The 15,911-nt window shown below is 33.4% G+C and carries 15 protein-coding genes and 1 pseudogene; all 16 read right to left on the bottom strand.

Features of this window, described 5'->3' with window-relative positions; all coding sequences use genetic code 11:
* Positions 1–14 precede the first annotated feature (14 nt).
* The gene (locus EBF09_RS03670; RefSeq protein WP_198672528.1) at positions 15–1,349 is read right to left on the bottom strand and encodes a hemolysin family protein; all 1,335 of its coding nucleotides are present in this window, start codon (positions 1,347–1,349) and stop codon (positions 15–17) included.
* A 144-nt stretch (positions 1,350–1,493) separates the two neighbouring features.
* Complete coding sequence (locus EBF09_RS03665) at positions 1,494–2,159, bottom strand: sulfatase-like hydrolase/transferase (RefSeq protein ID WP_121763786.1); 666 nt, start codon at positions 2,157–2,159, stop codon at positions 1,494–1,496.
* Positions 2,122–2,793, bottom strand: a complete 672-nt coding sequence (locus EBF09_RS03660; protein WP_121763785.1) for a sulfatase-like hydrolase/transferase — start codon at positions 2,791–2,793, stop codon at positions 2,122–2,124. Before EBF09_RS03660 ends, EBF09_RS03665 begins: the two co-directional genes overlap by 38 nt.
* Positions 2,738–3,220 carry a hypothetical protein gene (locus EBF09_RS03655; RefSeq protein WP_121763784.1) on the bottom strand — a complete coding sequence of 161 codons (483 nt, stop codon included), beginning with the start codon at positions 3,218–3,220 and terminating at the stop codon, positions 2,738–2,740. The genes EBF09_RS03660 and EBF09_RS03655 overlap by 56 nt, the downstream gene beginning before the upstream one ends.
* A 24-nt stretch (positions 3,221–3,244) precedes the next feature.
* Entirely contained in the window at positions 3,245–5,077 is a 1,833-nt protein-coding gene (locus tag EBF09_RS03650; protein WP_121763783.1) for a bifunctional metallophosphatase/5'-nucleotidase, read from the bottom strand.
* Positions 5,078–5,911, bottom strand: coding sequence for a YihY family inner membrane protein (locus EBF09_RS03645; RefSeq protein ID WP_121763782.1), 834 nt, complete (start codon positions 5,909–5,911; stop codon positions 5,078–5,080).
* A 5-nt stretch (positions 5,912–5,916) separates the two neighbouring features.
* Complete coding sequence (locus EBF09_RS03640; protein WP_121763781.1) at positions 5,917–6,756, bottom strand: biotin synthase; 840 nt, start codon at positions 6,754–6,756, stop codon at positions 5,917–5,919.
* Position 6,757: 1 nt separating this feature from the next.
* A complete protein-coding gene (locus tag EBF09_RS03635) occupies positions 6,758–7,159 on the bottom strand; it encodes a pyridoxamine 5'-phosphate oxidase family protein (RefSeq protein WP_121763780.1) in 402 nt (133 codons plus the stop codon).
* 16 nt (positions 7,160–7,175) lie between these two features.
* Positions 7,176–9,386 (bottom strand): type I DNA topoisomerase, encoded by a 2,211-nt coding sequence (gene topA, locus EBF09_RS03630; protein ID WP_121763779.1) that lies wholly within the window; start codon positions 9,384–9,386, stop codon positions 7,176–7,178.
* Positions 9,387–9,422: 36 nt separating this feature from the next.
* Positions 9,423–10,187 (bottom strand): phosphocholine cytidylyltransferase family protein, encoded by a 765-nt coding sequence (locus EBF09_RS03625; protein ID WP_121763778.1) that lies wholly within the window; start codon positions 10,185–10,187, stop codon positions 9,423–9,425.
* Entirely contained in the window at positions 10,188–10,811 is a 624-nt protein-coding gene (locus EBF09_RS03620; RefSeq protein WP_121763777.1) for a gamma-glutamyl-CDP-amidate hydrolase, read from the bottom strand.
* A complete protein-coding gene (locus EBF09_RS03615) occupies positions 10,802–13,117 on the bottom strand; it encodes a PEP-utilizing enzyme (protein WP_121763776.1) in 2,316 nt (771 codons plus the stop codon). Before EBF09_RS03615 ends, EBF09_RS03620 begins: the two co-directional genes overlap by 10 nt.
* Complete coding sequence (locus EBF09_RS03610; RefSeq protein WP_121763775.1) at positions 13,105–13,647, bottom strand: CDP-glycerol glycerophosphotransferase family protein; 543 nt, start codon at positions 13,645–13,647, stop codon at positions 13,105–13,107. The genes EBF09_RS03615 and EBF09_RS03610 overlap by 13 nt, the downstream gene beginning before the upstream one ends.
* Positions 13,647–14,675 carry a hypothetical protein gene (locus EBF09_RS03605; protein ID WP_121763774.1) on the bottom strand — a complete coding sequence of 343 codons (1,029 nt, stop codon included), beginning with the start codon at positions 14,673–14,675 and terminating at the stop codon, positions 13,647–13,649. The genes EBF09_RS03610 and EBF09_RS03605 overlap by 1 nt, the downstream gene beginning before the upstream one ends.
* Positions 14,659–15,420 carry a class I SAM-dependent methyltransferase gene (locus EBF09_RS03600; protein WP_121763773.1) on the bottom strand — a complete coding sequence of 254 codons (762 nt, stop codon included), beginning with the start codon at positions 15,418–15,420 and terminating at the stop codon, positions 14,659–14,661. Before EBF09_RS03600 ends, EBF09_RS03605 begins: the two co-directional genes overlap by 17 nt.
* Positions 15,421–15,464: 44 nt before the next feature.
* Positions 15,465–15,911, bottom strand: a pseudogene (locus EBF09_RS03595) (hypothetical protein); the annotation flags it as partial.

Here is a 15,911-nt window from a genome sequence, read left to right as displayed (position 1 = left end):
TTTTCTCCTTAAAATTAATCTTTATCTTCATCTTCATTGAGTTTAAAAGGCTTTTTGCTCGCCTTAATACGGACAATCCTAGCTCCTTGTGTCGCTAAAACCTCATATTCACAATATTCATCACTGATTACATCGCCCACTACTGGAAGCCGCTCTAAGAGATTAAAGACATATCCACCAATAGTTACTTGCTCTGTATCTTCAAAAGTGATTCCAAGCACATCTGCTACGCGTTCTAAATCTAGCATACCATCAAAAGAATATACATCTTCATCTATTTTGTGGTATTCCTCACTTTTTTTATCATGTTCATCTCTAATATCCCCCATAACTTCTTCTAAAATATCTTCCATAGTAAGAAGCCCTGCTGTCCCTCCATATTCATCTAAAACAAGTGCTGTATGGATTTGACGCCTATTCATCTGTGAAAGAATATTAGAAATAGAAGCACTCTCTGGCACAATAATCATCTCTCTTGCTAATTTTTCAAGCTCACGCGAAGGATTCTCTGAAAGCATTGTTTCTAACAAATCCCTTAAATGCACCATTCCTACGACATTATCCTTGCCATCTTTGCAATAAGGATAGCGCGTATGTTTTGTGCTAGTAACTATTTTCATATTTTCTTCATAAGTATTATCATCATAAAGACAAATCATATCCTTCCTAGGCGTCATAATCTCTTTTGCCATCGTATCTGAAAAGCTTACTGCATTTTGGATAATCTCATTTTCAATCGTATCTAAATATCCCCCTTTTAAACTCTCCCCTACGATGATTTTTAGCTCTTCTTCTGAATGCGCACTCTCTTCTCCTTCGCTTGCAGGCTTAATATTCATTCTATGCAAAATAAAAATTGCTAAAAAATCAAAAATTTTAATGAGGGGAAAAAAGACAACCCAAAAAAGATGCAAAGGACGCGCTATTAAAAGCACGCTTTTTTCTGCCTTTGCAATCGCAATGGACTTTGGCACAATCTCTCCCATAACCACATGCAAAAGTGTAATAAAACTAAAAGCAATTACAAAACTTACAGAATGCAAAAGAATGGGATTATCCCCAATAAAATACTTAAAGGGTGCTTCTAAAAGCTTAGCAATAGCAGGCTCACCAATCCAACCAAGCCCCAAAGATGATAGAGTAATTCCAAGCTGTGTAGCAGATAAATAAGAATCTAATTTTCCTGTAATTTTTAAGGCTAACTTTGCTCCTGAAACTTCACGCTTTACAAGCTCTTCTAATCTTGAGCGACGAATCTTAACAATAGCAAATTCTGAAAGAACAAAAAACCCATTTAACAACACAAGAAATAAGGCAAAAATAGATAAAAGTAACGACTCTATCTCCAAAAGATACTCCTTTGTAAAAATAAAAAATACTATTATTTTAGCATATTTTTATAATAAATGTTGCCTTTGCCATTAAACTTCTTAAAGTTTTCAAAACTTAAAAATATATCAAAACACAAAAAACTCTTTGCAAAACTGGAAAGCTCATTTACTAGGCAATTCTTCTTTTAACTCTTCATAGTCTTTTTCTTGTTTAAACAATCTTTTACGCTTTTTGTCAAAATTTTCACTCAAAATATCCTTACTTTCTTGATAATCTTTAATTTTAATATTGGCAATATTACTTAAAGTATGGATTAAATCATCACTCATAAAAGGCTTATCTTTAGCTTTTATAATCTTTTTTATAAGCTCTTTATTGTTTTGCTTAAACTTATCTGTAACCATCATATAAAAGGGTATTTCTGCAACAAAGCGTGAAGTAGCAAAATGCCCTAAAAACCCCTTATGCTCATACAAACTCTCCCCATGATCGCTTAAATAAATAATAATCGCCTCTTTATCTTTATAAATTTCAAAAATCTTATAAAGTAAATCATCAGTATAAAAAATAGAATTTTCATAATCTTTAATAATCTCCCTTTCTTTTTGTGTGGTGCTAAAGGGCATTTTTATATCTTCTACCCCAAAGCGTTCAAACTCCTTTGGATAGCGATTTTTATAGCTAAAATGACTTCCCATTAAATGCACGATACTAAAGCTATAATCTATTTTGGATTGCTCCTGTATAAATTCTAGCAACCCTCCATCATAAGATTTATTAAGCAATAAATCATGGTTTGCAAAAGGATCTAAAAAACCTTGTAACATCTGCTCTATTTGCAATAGCAGTGATAAGGCGTGTGTTAATAGAAGCTAATTCTTGATTAGAAAAATAAGCACTTTTATAGCCACCCAGCTTAAACAAATCTATCATATTTAAACGCTTGGTAAAATCTTTATCCCCTGCACTTGCAAAATTTAATAGAAAATCAAGCACAAATCTTGTTTGCGCATAAGGAGCAATAGTATCACTAAATTTAATCAAATTTCCCTCTTTTTCTAGCTTTCTAGCTAAAGGTGTGGTATCAAGTGCATTTCCATAAAGGCTTAAATGTGCCCTTTGTGCACTCTCACCAATCACTAGCACAATATGGGGAATCTTTTTTGCACTCTTCACACTCCCTTTGTATTCTAAATAGATTTTTTCATAATTTTTCTCATATTCTTTAGTGTCAGTAAAAAGATTATTTTTTGTGTGAAGCTGTATAAAACTATGCAAGATTCTTGTGATGGAAAAATCCCTAAATTTTGCAAATGCCTCTATCTCGCCTTTTCTATAATGTTTATTTAAAATATCTAAAACAAAAACTAAAGTGATTAAAAAATAAAGTATATAGAAGATTTTCTTAAAATATTGTGGGGGGGGGGGCAAAGCGTATAGCTTTAAAAACTCTAAAAACAAAAAGAACTAAAAGCACTAAAGCACAAACCAAAACTATCACATCTAAACTAATAAAGGTTACTAAAAATTCATAAGTTTCTATTAGATTTGTCTGCAAAAGTGCATCTGCTATGAGTGGATTAAAAAGGGTTTTATAAGAATAGAGTAAAAATCCCTCCACCACTAAATCTAAAATAGCAAAAATGGCTAAGAAAACCAAAAAATATTTTGCCCTCTCTTTAAATAAAAAATAAAGCAAATGAAAGCAAAGTAATTCTAAAAGCAATGCAATAAAAAATGCCCTAAAAAGCTTAGAATAAAATCTCCCTCCCATCACATCATCGCCAAAATAGCCCAAATAATACCATGCACAAACAAGTATCATATTGCATAAATACACTAATAAAACAAGTGCAAAATTTTTCTTTAAAAACTCATAAAAATTCATTTATTCTCCCTAATAAAACTCAACTTACATTTGTATAAGGGAATATTTATCCCCCATATAAGGATTAATATAAATCTCTTGTTGTCCTATTCTTAAAGAATGAGTGCCTTTACTCACTCTTAATTCCAAAATACCCTTTTGATTTGTTCTTGCAATACTTTGATTGCCCTCTAAAACATAGGATACTTCTTGGTTTGCAAGCCTTTTGCCTTTTTTTGTGATAATTGCAATCTTTATAAGATAATCTTGCTCTTTATCATATTTTGATTTCAATGTGATACGATTTTGAGGTTTTTCATAAAAATAAAAAGCATCCTTTTTTAAAATTTTTTGCAAATAATTCTCAATTGCTTCAAGCTCTCCCCCTATCTCTCCATATTTTGGTAATTTTTCTAACATCTTATAGCCATTCCCACCCTCCATAATATAGCTATTACCTACAAGCATAATCTTGCTTTTTGTATCTTTAGGATTTAAAAGCTTATCCTTTAAATAGATAGCCAATACTTTCTTTCCCTTAGCTCCTTGCATATCATAAATCACTCTAAAACCACCAATTTGCAAAAATCCACCAAATGGAGCTTCTTTTTTAAAAACACCCTTCTCATCTAAAGCTAACAAACTCCCCGAATGCTCCATCATTGCATACAAAATTTTAGGATTAATCTCTTTTAAAATCAGTGTATTAGAAAAAGGGAAAGCTGCAACCAAATCGCCTTTACTAACTTCTCCATAGTTAATTGTTTCACGTATGCCTCCACCATTTTGCACTGCAATAAGAGGAATATTTTCCGCACCTTTATTTTCTTGCAAAAATGCTCTTGCTAAATCCATAAAAGCATCTGCACAAAAATCCCCAAAATTAGTTTCTACAACCCTAGCAATTGCCCACCCATTTACCATACCTCCCCACAAAGTTACAGGGATTACTCCTAATTTTTTCTCCAAAAGCTTTTGAGATTCTTGTTGGATTTGATTAATTTTTTTCAAGACAACTGCATCGGACTTTATTTTTTCTAAGTCTTTGGAAGTGAGGATTTTAGCTTCTGCTTGCAACTTTGAATCTACAATCTTTAAAGTAACCTGCCCTAAAGCTTGCAAATTAGAACCGCTCTGCGCTATTAAGACCCCTTCTACCCTTTTATTCTCTATTGCATGACTATGCCCATCAAGGATAATATCAAGATTCTCTTTCCCTAATGCCTTAGCTAATGCTTCACTTGTGCAAGGAGCATCTGCATTTCCCATATGCGTCATTGCCACAATCACATCTGCACCCTTTTCTTTAAGCTTCTTAATCTGCTCTTTTGCAGTTTTTATTTCCTTTTCAATTTTTACTTCTTTGATGGCTTTAGGGTGCGTGCTAATAAGAGTTTGCGTTGTAGTAAGCCCAAAAAAACCTATTTTTAACCCTCCACGATGGATAATGATATTTTCACCTCCGCTTAAAGCATTTTGTGTTAATAAACCTCCTTGATACCATACATTTGCTGCTAAAACTGCAAATTTTGCTCTAGAGATATTAAACAATAAACTTTCTATCCCAAAATCAAATTCGTGATTTCCCAAAACCATTGCATCATAATTTGCCAAGTTCATAAGCTCTATAACATCTCTACCTTTTGTCAAAGAAGCTAGAGGCATTCCTTGTGTGGCATCTCCTATATCCACCAAAATAGAATTTTGTGTATTTTTCTTTAAAGTAGCTATTTTATCTACACCTATAGATCCACCTTTGCCTATTAAATGCCCATGCATATCATTTGTATGATAGATAACAACTTCTTTAGCAAATGCCCCTATACAAAATACAAAGACATAAAAAAATACTATTTTTATTTTATGCACAAATCCCATTTATTCCTCTTCTAACTCCTTAATAAAAAGCTCATCAATTCCTCTGCTTAAGCTCATTCCAAAAAGCAAAATCGCCCATGAAAGATAAATCCAAATAAACAAAAAGATTAAAATGCTAAAAGAGCCATAAAGCGTTAAATAAGCTTTGTTATAAAAAACATAATACACAAAGCCCCACTTACAAAACGACCAAAGCAGTGCCGTAAAAAGCGAGCTAAAAAGTGTATTTTTTGTGCTGATTTTTGTGTTCGCAGAGATTTTAAAAAGCATAAAAAACACAATCCAAGCAATAAAATAAGGGCTAAGGCGTAAAAGCCACACAAAATAAGTGCTATAACCTAGAGTTTGCAAATACGCATAAGCCTTTGCACTTAAATAAATTGAAAACAAAATTCCCACAGGAAAAAGCGTCATACAAGTCCAATAAACCGCTAATGAATCCCAAAATCCTCTAGCTTTTGCATGAAAAATTTTTCCTGCAATGTATTGATAATTTCTAAAAAAAAGAATGGAAGTTATAAAAGCATATAAAAGCCCCATTCCACCAAGCTTATTAGAATTTGCTACAAATCCATCTAAATAAGACAAAAAAACATCCGAATGCGTGGGTAAAAAATTCTCCACCACTAAACTTTTAAAACTTTGTATATATTCTTTAAACTCTGGCATTACAGCCATTAAAGAAAAAATAATCAAAAGCATAGGCAAAAGCGCAAAAATAGTATAAAAGCTAAGACTTGCCGCAAAATAAAGCAAATCTCCTTTTAAAAATACATATAAATACCTACCTAGCAATCTTGCCTTTATAATTGTCTGAATAAAGATTTCTTTCATCTTTTTTATTCACAGCTTGTAGCTATACCATAACCATAACTTTTAATGCGTTCCACTTCTTCTTTAGGCGTATTTCCTTTAGTCGTTAGATAATCCCCTAAAACCACTGCATTAATTCCACAAGCAAAAAGCTCTTCTTGCTCGTTGCCAAAAACCCTCTCGCGTCCTCCTGCTATCATCAATCGTGCATTAGGCAAATATTCTCTAGCTAATTTTACGCATTCTAAAGCCTCTTCTTTGCTTAAAACCTCTTTTGTAAGTGGCAGGGCAACATTAGGAATAAAAAAGTTAATAGGCACACTATGAGGTGCTAAAGTCTGCAAAGCACTTAATAAATCTAGTCTATCTTGCCAAGATTCCCCCATACCAAAAATCCCACCGCTACACAAACCAAGCCCCACTTCTAGTGCATTTTCACAAGTTTTATAGCGTTCTTCAAAGCTATGTGTGCTACAAATTTGTGGAAAAAAGTTTTTAGAGGTTTCTAAATTATGGTTATAGCTTGCAATCCCTGAATCTTTTAGCTCTTTTAGTGCTTCTTTAGTGGCAATTCCACTACAACCAATTAAATGCAAATGCAAACCCTCTTTTAGTATCTCTCTTGCAGCCTGTGAAATAAACTCTACGCGTTTATCATCAAGCTCCCTACCACTAGTAACTAAGCAAAACCCTAAAGCTCCATTCTCTCTAGCCCTTTTTGCCTCTTCTAAAACTTGCTCTAAGGGCTTTAATCTATATCTTTGTATTTTTGCGTTGTATTTAGCACTTTGTGTGCAATAAGCACAATCTTCTAAGCACGCTCCACTTGAAACATTACAAATACTGCATAAAAAAATATCTTTCATTCTATGCCCTCAACACTTCATCGCGTCCGCTAAAATCTTGAATCTTAATACTTGGATTTTCCACATAAAAAATCCCAAACTCTTCATTTTCTACATCTTTATAGATTTCTTTCACAATGGGATATTTTAAAAACATAGCCTTTTTAATCTCTAAATCCTCGCTAAATTTTGCCTCACCTCTAATTCTAACCCAAGTATCTTTACCATTAAATGCACTTATTTCAATACCACTAAAATTTTGCATATGTTTGTAGAGGTTTTTCTTTTTTGAAGTGCAATAATAAAGCTTTCCCTCTTTAAAAAGTGCAGATTGTATAGGACGCACTCTAGGATTCCCACAAGTTCCTTTTGTAGCTAAAAAACTAGGATTATTATCTAAAATATCTAAAATTTCTTCTGTCATAATTTTTCCTTAAATTTTATTTTGTTGTATCTTCGATTCTATCTTTACAAGAGATACATTCTAGCACATCTTTTTTGCGATAAACCCTTCTTGCCATTAAACCATTGCATTTAGCACAACGGATATTTGTAGGTTCATGGGCTGCAATAAAATCACATTTTGGATAGTTTGCACAACCATAAAACTTCCCTCTTCTACTCATTCGCTCCATAATATCCCCCCCACATTTTGGACATTTAACATCTTTTAGAGGCTCTTTGCTACTCTTTTGTGCTGGATTTAAAGATTTAGTATTTTTGCATTCTGGATAGCCACTACATGCTAGAAATTCTCCATTTCTACTACGCTTTTTTACCATAGGTTTGCCACATTTCTCGCATACTCCATTATCTTCTTGTATTTCTTCAATCTTTTCTTCTTTTTGAATGTATTTGCATTTTGGATAACCGCTACAACCCACAAATTCGCCAAATCTTCCACTGCGCTTTATAAGCTCTTTACCACACAATGGGCAATTTTCCCCTGTGGGTACTGCTAGTTTTTGGCTTTCAATACTGTTTTTTCCCTCTTTAATCTTTTGTGAAAATGGCTCATAAAAATCCCATAAAAGTTTCTGCCAATCTTGCTTTGAGAGCGCCACCTCATCAAGCTTTTCTTCCAAATTTGCAGTAAATTTTGAATCTACAATTTCATTAAAATATTTTTCTAAAAGCTCCACTACTTTAAAAGCAATTTCTTTTGGCTTAATTTGTTTTTTTTCAATTTCAATATATTCTCTTGCATTAAGGAGTGAAATAGTAGGTGCATAAGTGCTAGGACGCCCTATGCCTAAAGCTTCTAATGTTTTAATCATACTTGCTTCTGAATAGCGTGAGGGTGGCTCTGTTTGATGTTCTTCAAGGCTAATCTTTTCTAACTGCATAGCCTCTCCCACCTTCATAGGAGGAAGTAATTTATCCTTATCTTCATTGCCCAAGACTCTATAAAAGCCATCAAAAACTAGCTTTCTACCTGCAATTTTAAAAAGAGAATTAGGAGAGCTTACAAAAATATTTTGCAATTCAAACTCCGCATCATTCATCTGCGAAGCCAAAAAACGATTATAAATCAAACTATAAAGCTTTAATTCATCTCCTTTTAAAAACTCCGCTGCAATTTGTGGAGTATAGTCCATAAGCGTGGGGCGGATAGCCTCATGTGCTTCTTGTGCGCCTTTACTTTTTGTGGTGTATGTTTTAGGTTTTGTAGGCAAATATTTCTCTCCATAAACTTTCTTTATCTGCTCTCTTGCAGCACTTTGAGCTTCTTTTGCGATATTTAGGCTATCTGTTCTCATATAAGTAATCACACCCATAGAACCCTTATGTGTCATCACACCCTCATAAAGCTTTTGGGCTGCTTGCATCGTGCGTGAGGGCGAGAAACCTAAAATAGAGTTTGCACTCTGTTGCAAGGTAGAAGTCATAAAAGGAGGTGGAGTGGAAGTTTTACGCTTTTTATTTTCAATCTCTTTAATGCTAAAGTTTTCTTTTTTTAGCACATCTAGCGCATTTTGTGCCTCTTCTTTTTGCAAAAAGCTAAGTTTTTCTATTTTTTTACCTTGAAATTCTATAAGTTCTGCCTCTAAGCCCTTTTTGAAAATACTTGGGATACTAAAATAAGTTACACTCTTAAATGCTAGTATCTCCTTTTCTCTATCCACAACAATCTTTAAAGCACTACTTTGCACACGCCCAGCACTTAATCCCCTTTGAATCTTAGAAGAAATCAAAGGACTTAAACGATAACCTACAATCCTATCTAAAAGCCTTCTTGCTTGTTGTGCATTTACCTTATCCATATCTAAAGAGCGTGGATTTTTTAAAGAATCTGTAATGGCTTTTTTAGTAATTTCATGAAAAACTATGCGTGGCAAAGATAAAGGCTCTTTCCCAATAGCTAGTGCAATATGATAGCCAATCGCCTCCCCCTCTCGATCCTCATCGGTTGCAATATAGACAACTTTAGCATTTTTTGCTAGTTTTTTTAGCTCATTTACGACATCTTTATGTGAATCGTCTATTTTATATTCAGGGATAAAGCTTTCATTTTCCACTTTAATCCCAAAAGTGTGCTTTGGTAAATCTCTAATATGCCCTTTTGAAGCAATCACTTCATATTTATCGCCCAAAAAACTCTTAATCGTCCTAGCTTTTGTAGGAGATTCTACAATAATCAAATCTTTCAAACTTTAATCCTAATTGTTTTAATTTAGGCTATTATACTAAAAATCGTATGAAATTTCTAAATCACTCTTAAAATCAATCTCGCACCATTTTCCATAGATACAAACTGCCTCTGCATTTTTATAAGTATCTATTAAACTTTGTAAAAAGCTTGTCATATACATATTTGCAAAATCTTTCCCATCATATAAAGCATTTTTATCTAGCTTGTCATAAAATTCTATAACCTCCTCCAAAAATACATAAGAGATCTTAAAAAGCCCTATATATTGTGCTTCACACTCCTCATAATTTTTAGGTTTTTTACCAAGCTCTATGATTTTTCCATTTTTAATCTTAAGTGTTTCTGCATCTTCTAAGGGGTTTTGGAATCTTTTCTGCCACAAATTTTTCCACTCTTTATCCACAATAATCGCCAAAGGAGAATTAGCTTCTTGTAACTTTAAAACACTTTCTTTAAAATAGACAATATCTGCATAGCTTATAAGTAAATCTTGCTTATTTTTTATGCACTCTTGCATAAATTCCCTTGCACTAAAAAGGGTGCTAACCATATTAGTTTTATCATATTCTTTATTTTCATAAATTTTATTAATATTATATTTATTTTTTACATATTCTTTTAAAACATCAAATAAATACCCTCCAACAACAGCTATATTTGCAATCCCTGCTTGTTTTAATGCTTCTATTTCATAATCAATAATTCTCTTACCTCTAAACTCCACCATACATTTTGGATTATCTTTAGTAAGTGGCATTAAACGCGAACCAAAACCAGCAGCTAAAATAAGTGCATTCATCTATTCTCCTTTGAAATTTTTAACCGCTTGTAGCCATTTTGTAAAAATCTCTTGATTTTCCATTCCACCCTCCCTTTCTATATGCCACATAATCCCAAAAAAGGGTAAAGCTTTATGATAAAAAGATTCCACACTCTTATCCTCTGCATAGCTGTGTGCTACAAGCTCTTCTTTTAGTGCCATAATACAATAATTATGAAAAGAATTTACTTTATAAATTTTATTTTGTGTGGTTTTTACAAAATGCTCTCCCACATGCCCCTCCCCTTTTTCTAGCTTAGCACCAAAATGCCCTCCAAGTATTTGCGCTCCACGACAAATCCCAAGCAAAGGCATATTAATCTTTTTGCAAGCTTCTATAATTTTTGCTTCATACAAGTCGCGTTTTTGTGAAAGCGGGTTTGGATTAAGAGAATTTAAATCATTTCCCCCGCTTAAAATCACTCCGCTTAAAAAATCTTTATAATCTTCAAAATCTATTTCATAGCTTAAAGGAAGCATTAAAAATCCCTTTAAATTTTTAGAAAAAAACTCCCCCCATTCAAGTGCTAAAGCTTCTCTTAATTCATAATAGCTCTCATTTTGCAATAATCTTTGCGTAATCCCTATAAATTTTAAAGACATATTATCTGTCCGCTCCCACAATCTAATCTCAAACGCTCAACTCCTAAAAGCTCTGCAAACTGCTCTTCACCCACTCCAATACAAGCAGGCATTCCAAGCTCTGAAGCTCTAATTGCCATATGAGAATTTGCCCCACCATAGCAAGTAATAAACCCCAAAATCCCTTTAGTAAATAAATAATCATACCCAGGATCTGCTGCATAGATTAAGACAATTTTATCTTTCAAATCCGCTTCATTTTCTCTAGCAGTTTTTGCGACTACATCAAGTCTTGTGATGAAATTTGGCGAATTTTTAATCCCAAAAAAGCTAAAAATCTCTTTTTCACTTCTTAAAAGTGCGGGCAATTTTAAAGCTTGAGTTAGTTTGTATTCCTCTATATTTTGTGCAATCTCACTTAAAAATCTCTCTTTTGGACTTTTAGAATAAAGTGAAGAATACAAAGAAAGAATGCTTTTAATGTCTAAATGCGCCATTTGCTCTTTGTCTATCCCATAATACTCCCCAAGCTCTGCAATTAGGGAAATTGCCTTAGATAAAAGTCTGCTAAATTCAAACTTGGCCTCTTCCCTTCCTTCAATAGCAACCCTTAAAAATTCTATAAACTCTAGTGCATTTACTTTGATTCCATGCTCTTTTAAGAGGTAATCAAGTTCTTTTTGCTTTGTTTTATCTAACACATAAGGAGCAATCTCTTTAAACTCCACCCTTTCTTTTAAATCAAAATACTTACTAAATGCCTCATCATAACGCGGAGATAAAATATCATAAGTCCCCGCCCGCAAATGCCCAAACTCTTTTAAAAATTGCTCTTTAGTTTCTAAGCTTAACTTTGCACTTGCAAGGCTTAGGCGTTTGCTAATTGTATGCAATGAATTTAAAAAATCCTCCCTTTCTTTTTGGGTAAAAAATCCAATCTCTACAAGAGAATTTAGCATTTGCATAGCGATAAATCCCGCCCTTGCAATCCCAGCAAAAGGAAGCGTCCCATAGCGTTTGCAGTCTTCTATAAGCCAATAGATTTTATCTAGCAAAGATAAATCACTTTTTATAATTTTTTTATAAATTTTTGGAAGCTTTTTAATCTTCTTTAAATCCTTTAAATAAAGCCCTTTTTTGGGGTGGATAATCCCATTTGTAAGCTCTAAAAGCGAAAATTCCAAACGTTTTAATTCATTTTCATTAAAGCCCTCTTCTTTTAGTCTTTTTAGCTTATTTTGCATATTAAAATCATAACTTGAAAAAACAATGCTAAATTCTATTTTATCATGCAAACTAGAATCTTTATTTAGGCATTTAAGATAATAATCTACAAGCTTTGAAGCAATTTTACTCTCTAGATTTTTTGGAATAAAAGAATTAAAAGAAAGTCGCACATCAATATAAGGGATTCCTAAAAATGAGTGCATAAGCGGATGGGAACGCAAGTTTAAATAGCCATAATTATCCCTTTGATACGCCCAAATGCTATCTGTAACAATCTCTTTATAAAGGCTTAGAGCCAATCTTTTTGGTTTTAGCCCTATAATTTCTGCTGGATTCCAATCTGGCATAACCCCAAAAATAGCCTTTTCTCCATGCAAATCTTTAAGCCTTCTTTGCAAACTTACAAATCTTTTTTGCAATCTTTTTAGTGCTTCTTTAGGAAGTGCGTTAAAAAGATCTAAACTAGACTTAATAAGCGGACGCACTTGCAGACAATAAAGCTCCCCCTTTTTATTTTTTGCAAATTCCACATCAATAAAGCAATATTTAAAAAGCCCCTCTAGCTCTTTAACTAGCCTTATAATCTCTGCCAAATCCCCCTCTTCTAGCTCTACTTCCCTATGAGAAAAAAAGCTAAATTTCTCCTTTGCGCTCCCATCTGTAATAGCATGGCTTGTGCCACTTCTATCAAATTCAATACAATAATAAGGGGCAAAATTATCCTTATCCACACTAAAAGCAACCCCACACATTGCAATATTTTCTAACATAGGCTGGATTAAAATCTCATCTTTAGGATTTGGCATAGAATGGGCTACTTTTAAAATCGCCTCTTTTATGCTTTCTTCCTTTGCTTCCACATTTAAAAGGCTTAAAAAAGCTCCTGCATTAGAACAAGTCTTAGAATCCTCACTAAAAGAAGAGCTACGCACTACAAACTTTTTGGCTTTCAGCTCTAAAATCTTTTTAATAACTCCATTAGGATTTGTGCTAAATTCCTCTTTATTTGTAATTACTAAGGGCAAAATTTTGGCACTTTTTAGCACTTTTTGCAATGCTTTTAGATTTTGGGCTTTAGAGATGAATTTTAATTCCTGCATTTTAAATCCTTGTGCTTTTTTATGATAAATTTGGCAATAAATTCACTAGAATTTCCTAGATTAAAAACTTCTTTAACTCTGTATTTTTTAATTTCTTCTTGACGCTTTTTATTATCTTCTTTTAAAACCTCACAAAAAGCTTCCAAGCATTCTTTAGCATTTGTAGCAATTTTATGTAAAATAGGATTATAAAACCTAACCCCAACAAACTCATTTTTTAAAATTTCCTTGTTAGAAAACAACAAAATCACAGGTTTTAAACAAGTTAGCGGAAAAGTATAAACTAAGCTTGAATGATCGCCTATTAGCACGCAACTTTTATGCATAATCTCCGCACTTAACTTTGGCGAATTATCATAGATAAACCATGACTGTTCTTTATAATTATCTACAATTTTTAAACTTTCATTTTTAGCGATATTTCCCGGATAGGGGCGAAAATATACTTTATGCTTAGGGGCAAACTTCTTTTTAAATTCTTCTAAAAATCTTTCAATAATGACTAAATTTTCTATTTTGTTAATAGCCATCAAAATATCACCCCCCCCCCGCTAACTTTTTGTGAAATTAGATAATTTTGATATTCTTTAATGCTTAATTCTAGGCTTGGATAGCCCCCACATACAAGCTCTTCTTCATATCCACTTCCCTTAAAGCCTTCTTTATAGATTTTATAATTTGAAAGGCTTGAGATTATCCTATATCCATTAATCCCCATTTTTCGCTTAAAATAAAAGCTATCTAGGGGGCGACTTCTTTGGGCTAAAGAGGCGATAGGATCAATAAAAGCATGAGGAACATAGATATATTTTGTTTCACTATTTGGCGTAGTGTGTGGCATAAAACAGGTTACATAAAACTTAAAAATATTCAAAAAGCACCCAAAATAGCTGCTTTGTATAGGAAAGAAAACACATCTAACTTTATAAATCTCACGCTCTTTTAAATACAACGCCTCTTCCCCATAGACATAGACTACTTTTGCTCCCATTTTTTCTAAATTTTCCCCAATATCGCCTAAGTGCTTATTTGCCCCAAAACTTGTTCTTTGAATCCCTATTGCATTTTGTGGGATTTTAAGTGAATTTTTAAAAAAATCACTAATGTTTTTTGCAAACTCTAAAAATTCTTTTAAAAACACACTTCCTTTATCTAAAGAAATAAAAAAATGCAAAACAAAATATGCCACATAGCTTAGAATATAAAAGCTTTCATTTTGTTTGTTGCTATAAATTTCTTCTCTCTTTAACCCCCTAAAACATTCTTGCATTAGATTTTCACACTTTTGTATTCCATTAAAAAAGTTAATATTTAATTTTTTTGCATTAAGGCAGAGCTTATCATAAATGCTTTTATCTTGATGGATAATCCAAAGTTCTCCATTTTCTTTAATTTTATCCTGAGTGTTTATAAGCGAGGTTTCCTTTAAAGCATCGTCAATAAATTCTAAATTTATTTCAAAGATCTTGTATTTTTTTAACTCGCTTAAAATCACAAAAATAGCTTGACTATCTTCACCACTTGGGTAAAGATAGATAGTTTTAGACTTTTTTAGCACTCCAGCACCTTGTAGTATATTTAATATCAAATTCTTTTGGCAATTTCTCTTGCATTTTATTTGCAATTTTCAAAAACAACTCTTGCCCCTCTTTAGTTTCTAAATCCCAATAAGGATTTTTTACACTCCTCCAAGCATTGATGTAGTTTTCTATGCTTTGATGAAAATAAAAATCTTCTTCAATATAAATAATATTATCAAACATTTCCTTATGTGCTTCAATAATACTTCTTTGCTCCTCGCGTCTTACGCCTCTTGTGTAATTTGGCACAAATTCTAAAATAATCCCTTCTGCCTCTTCTTGAATAGGATCTTTTAAATCCCTATGATTCCACATACAAGAAAAATAGCAATCTTTTTGCAAAAGCCTATAAGATTCTTTTAGCGCTTCTGCTCTATCCATCACATTAAAGCTACTTCCAAAGGTAACCCAATTAAATGCACCACCTAAAAGTGTAGAATCTATCCCGGTGGCTCTAACCCACTCTATTTTTTGCCCTTTAGTGCGTTCAATCCCTATCTCTCGCATCGCATCATTTGGCTCTACTGAAACCACCTCACAACCTCGCTCTAAAAGCATAATACTTAAATTCCCAGTGCCTGCACCAATATCTGCTACCTTTTTGCCACAAGATTTTGTAAGCTCTACTAACATATCAATAGTTTTGGGTGCATAATTGGGTCTATAACTATAATATTTTGCATGTTTTGTGTAATCCCATACTTGTTCAACGATTTTTTCCATTTTTCTTCCTTGTATCCTAAGCCTAGAATACAAGGGAGTTTGTTTTAGACTACCTTAGCACTCCAAGCCCTAATTTTATAAGGGATTTTAATTAGCTCTAAATGAGAAATTTTATTTTCAATCATCGCTAAAATCTTTCCCCAACGCTCTTCCCCAGCTTGTGCTTGAATGTCATTTACAGAATGCCAAGCCCCAAGATAGCGCTCTTTACTCATTATCTCTTCATAATCGCATTCCATAAAAAAGCAGTCTTTAAAATCCGCTGTGGAGATTAAAATCTGCTCCCAAGCCTTTGCATTTTGGCTCCCACTACTCACACGAGTAAGCTCTGGAACAATATGCTTAATCTCTTCTTCAATCTCATAAAACACAGAATCTTTTAAAATATTTCTAGGGTTCCAAATGGCACTAAAATGGGGGGGGGGGGGGGGGGGGGGGGGGGGGGGGGGGGGGGGGGGGGGGGGGGGGGGGGGGGGGGGGGGGGGGGGGGG

The organism is Helicobacter burdigaliensis (genome assembly GCF_003670295.1).
Taxonomy (GTDB): domain Bacteria; phylum Campylobacterota; class Campylobacteria; order Campylobacterales; family Helicobacteraceae; genus Helicobacter_D; species Helicobacter_D burdigaliensis.
Note: the sequence above shows the minus strand (reverse complement) of the source record. Positions and strands in the feature narration are given on the sequence as shown.

Bases quoted from the DNA above. Each gene is read 5' to 3' on its own strand.
- EBF09_RS03655 (WP_121763784.1), bottom strand. From the start codon at position 3,220: ATGAATTTTTATGAGTTTTTAAAGAAAAATTTTGCACTTGTTTTATTA.
- EBF09_RS03620 (WP_121763777.1), bottom strand. From the start codon at position 10,811: ATGTCTTTAAAATTTATAGGGATTACGCAAAGATTATTGCAAAATGAG.
- EBF09_RS03615 (WP_121763776.1), bottom strand. From the start codon at position 13,117: ATGCAGGAATTAAAATTCATCTCTAAAGCCCAAAATCTAAAAGCATTG.
- EBF09_RS03610 (WP_121763775.1), bottom strand. From the start codon at position 13,647: ATGGCTATTAACAAAATAGAAAATTTAGTCATTATTGAAAGATTTTTA.
- EBF09_RS03600 (WP_121763773.1), bottom strand. From the start codon at position 15,420: ATGGAAAAAATCGTTGAACAAGTATGGGATTACACAAAACATGCAAAA.
- EBF09_RS03665 (WP_121763786.1), bottom strand. From the start codon at position 2,159: ATGTTACAAGGTTTTTTAGATCCTTTTGCAAACCATGATTTATTGCTT.
- EBF09_RS03625 (WP_121763778.1), bottom strand. From the start codon at position 10,187: ATGAATGCACTTATTTTAGCTGCTGGTTTTGGTTCGCGTTTAATGCCA.
- EBF09_RS03650 (WP_121763783.1), bottom strand. From the start codon at position 5,077: ATGGGATTTGTGCATAAAATAAAAATAGTATTTTTTTATGTCTTTGTA.
- EBF09_RS03645 (WP_121763782.1), bottom strand. From the start codon at position 5,911: ATGAAAGAAATCTTTATTCAGACAATTATAAAGGCAAGATTGCTAGGT.
- EBF09_RS03640 (WP_121763781.1), bottom strand. From the start codon at position 6,756: ATGAAAGATATTTTTTTATGCAGTATTTGTAATGTTTCAAGTGGAGCG.
- EBF09_RS03635 (WP_121763780.1), bottom strand. From the start codon at position 7,159: ATGACAGAAGAAATTTTAGATATTTTAGATAATAATCCTAGTTTTTTA.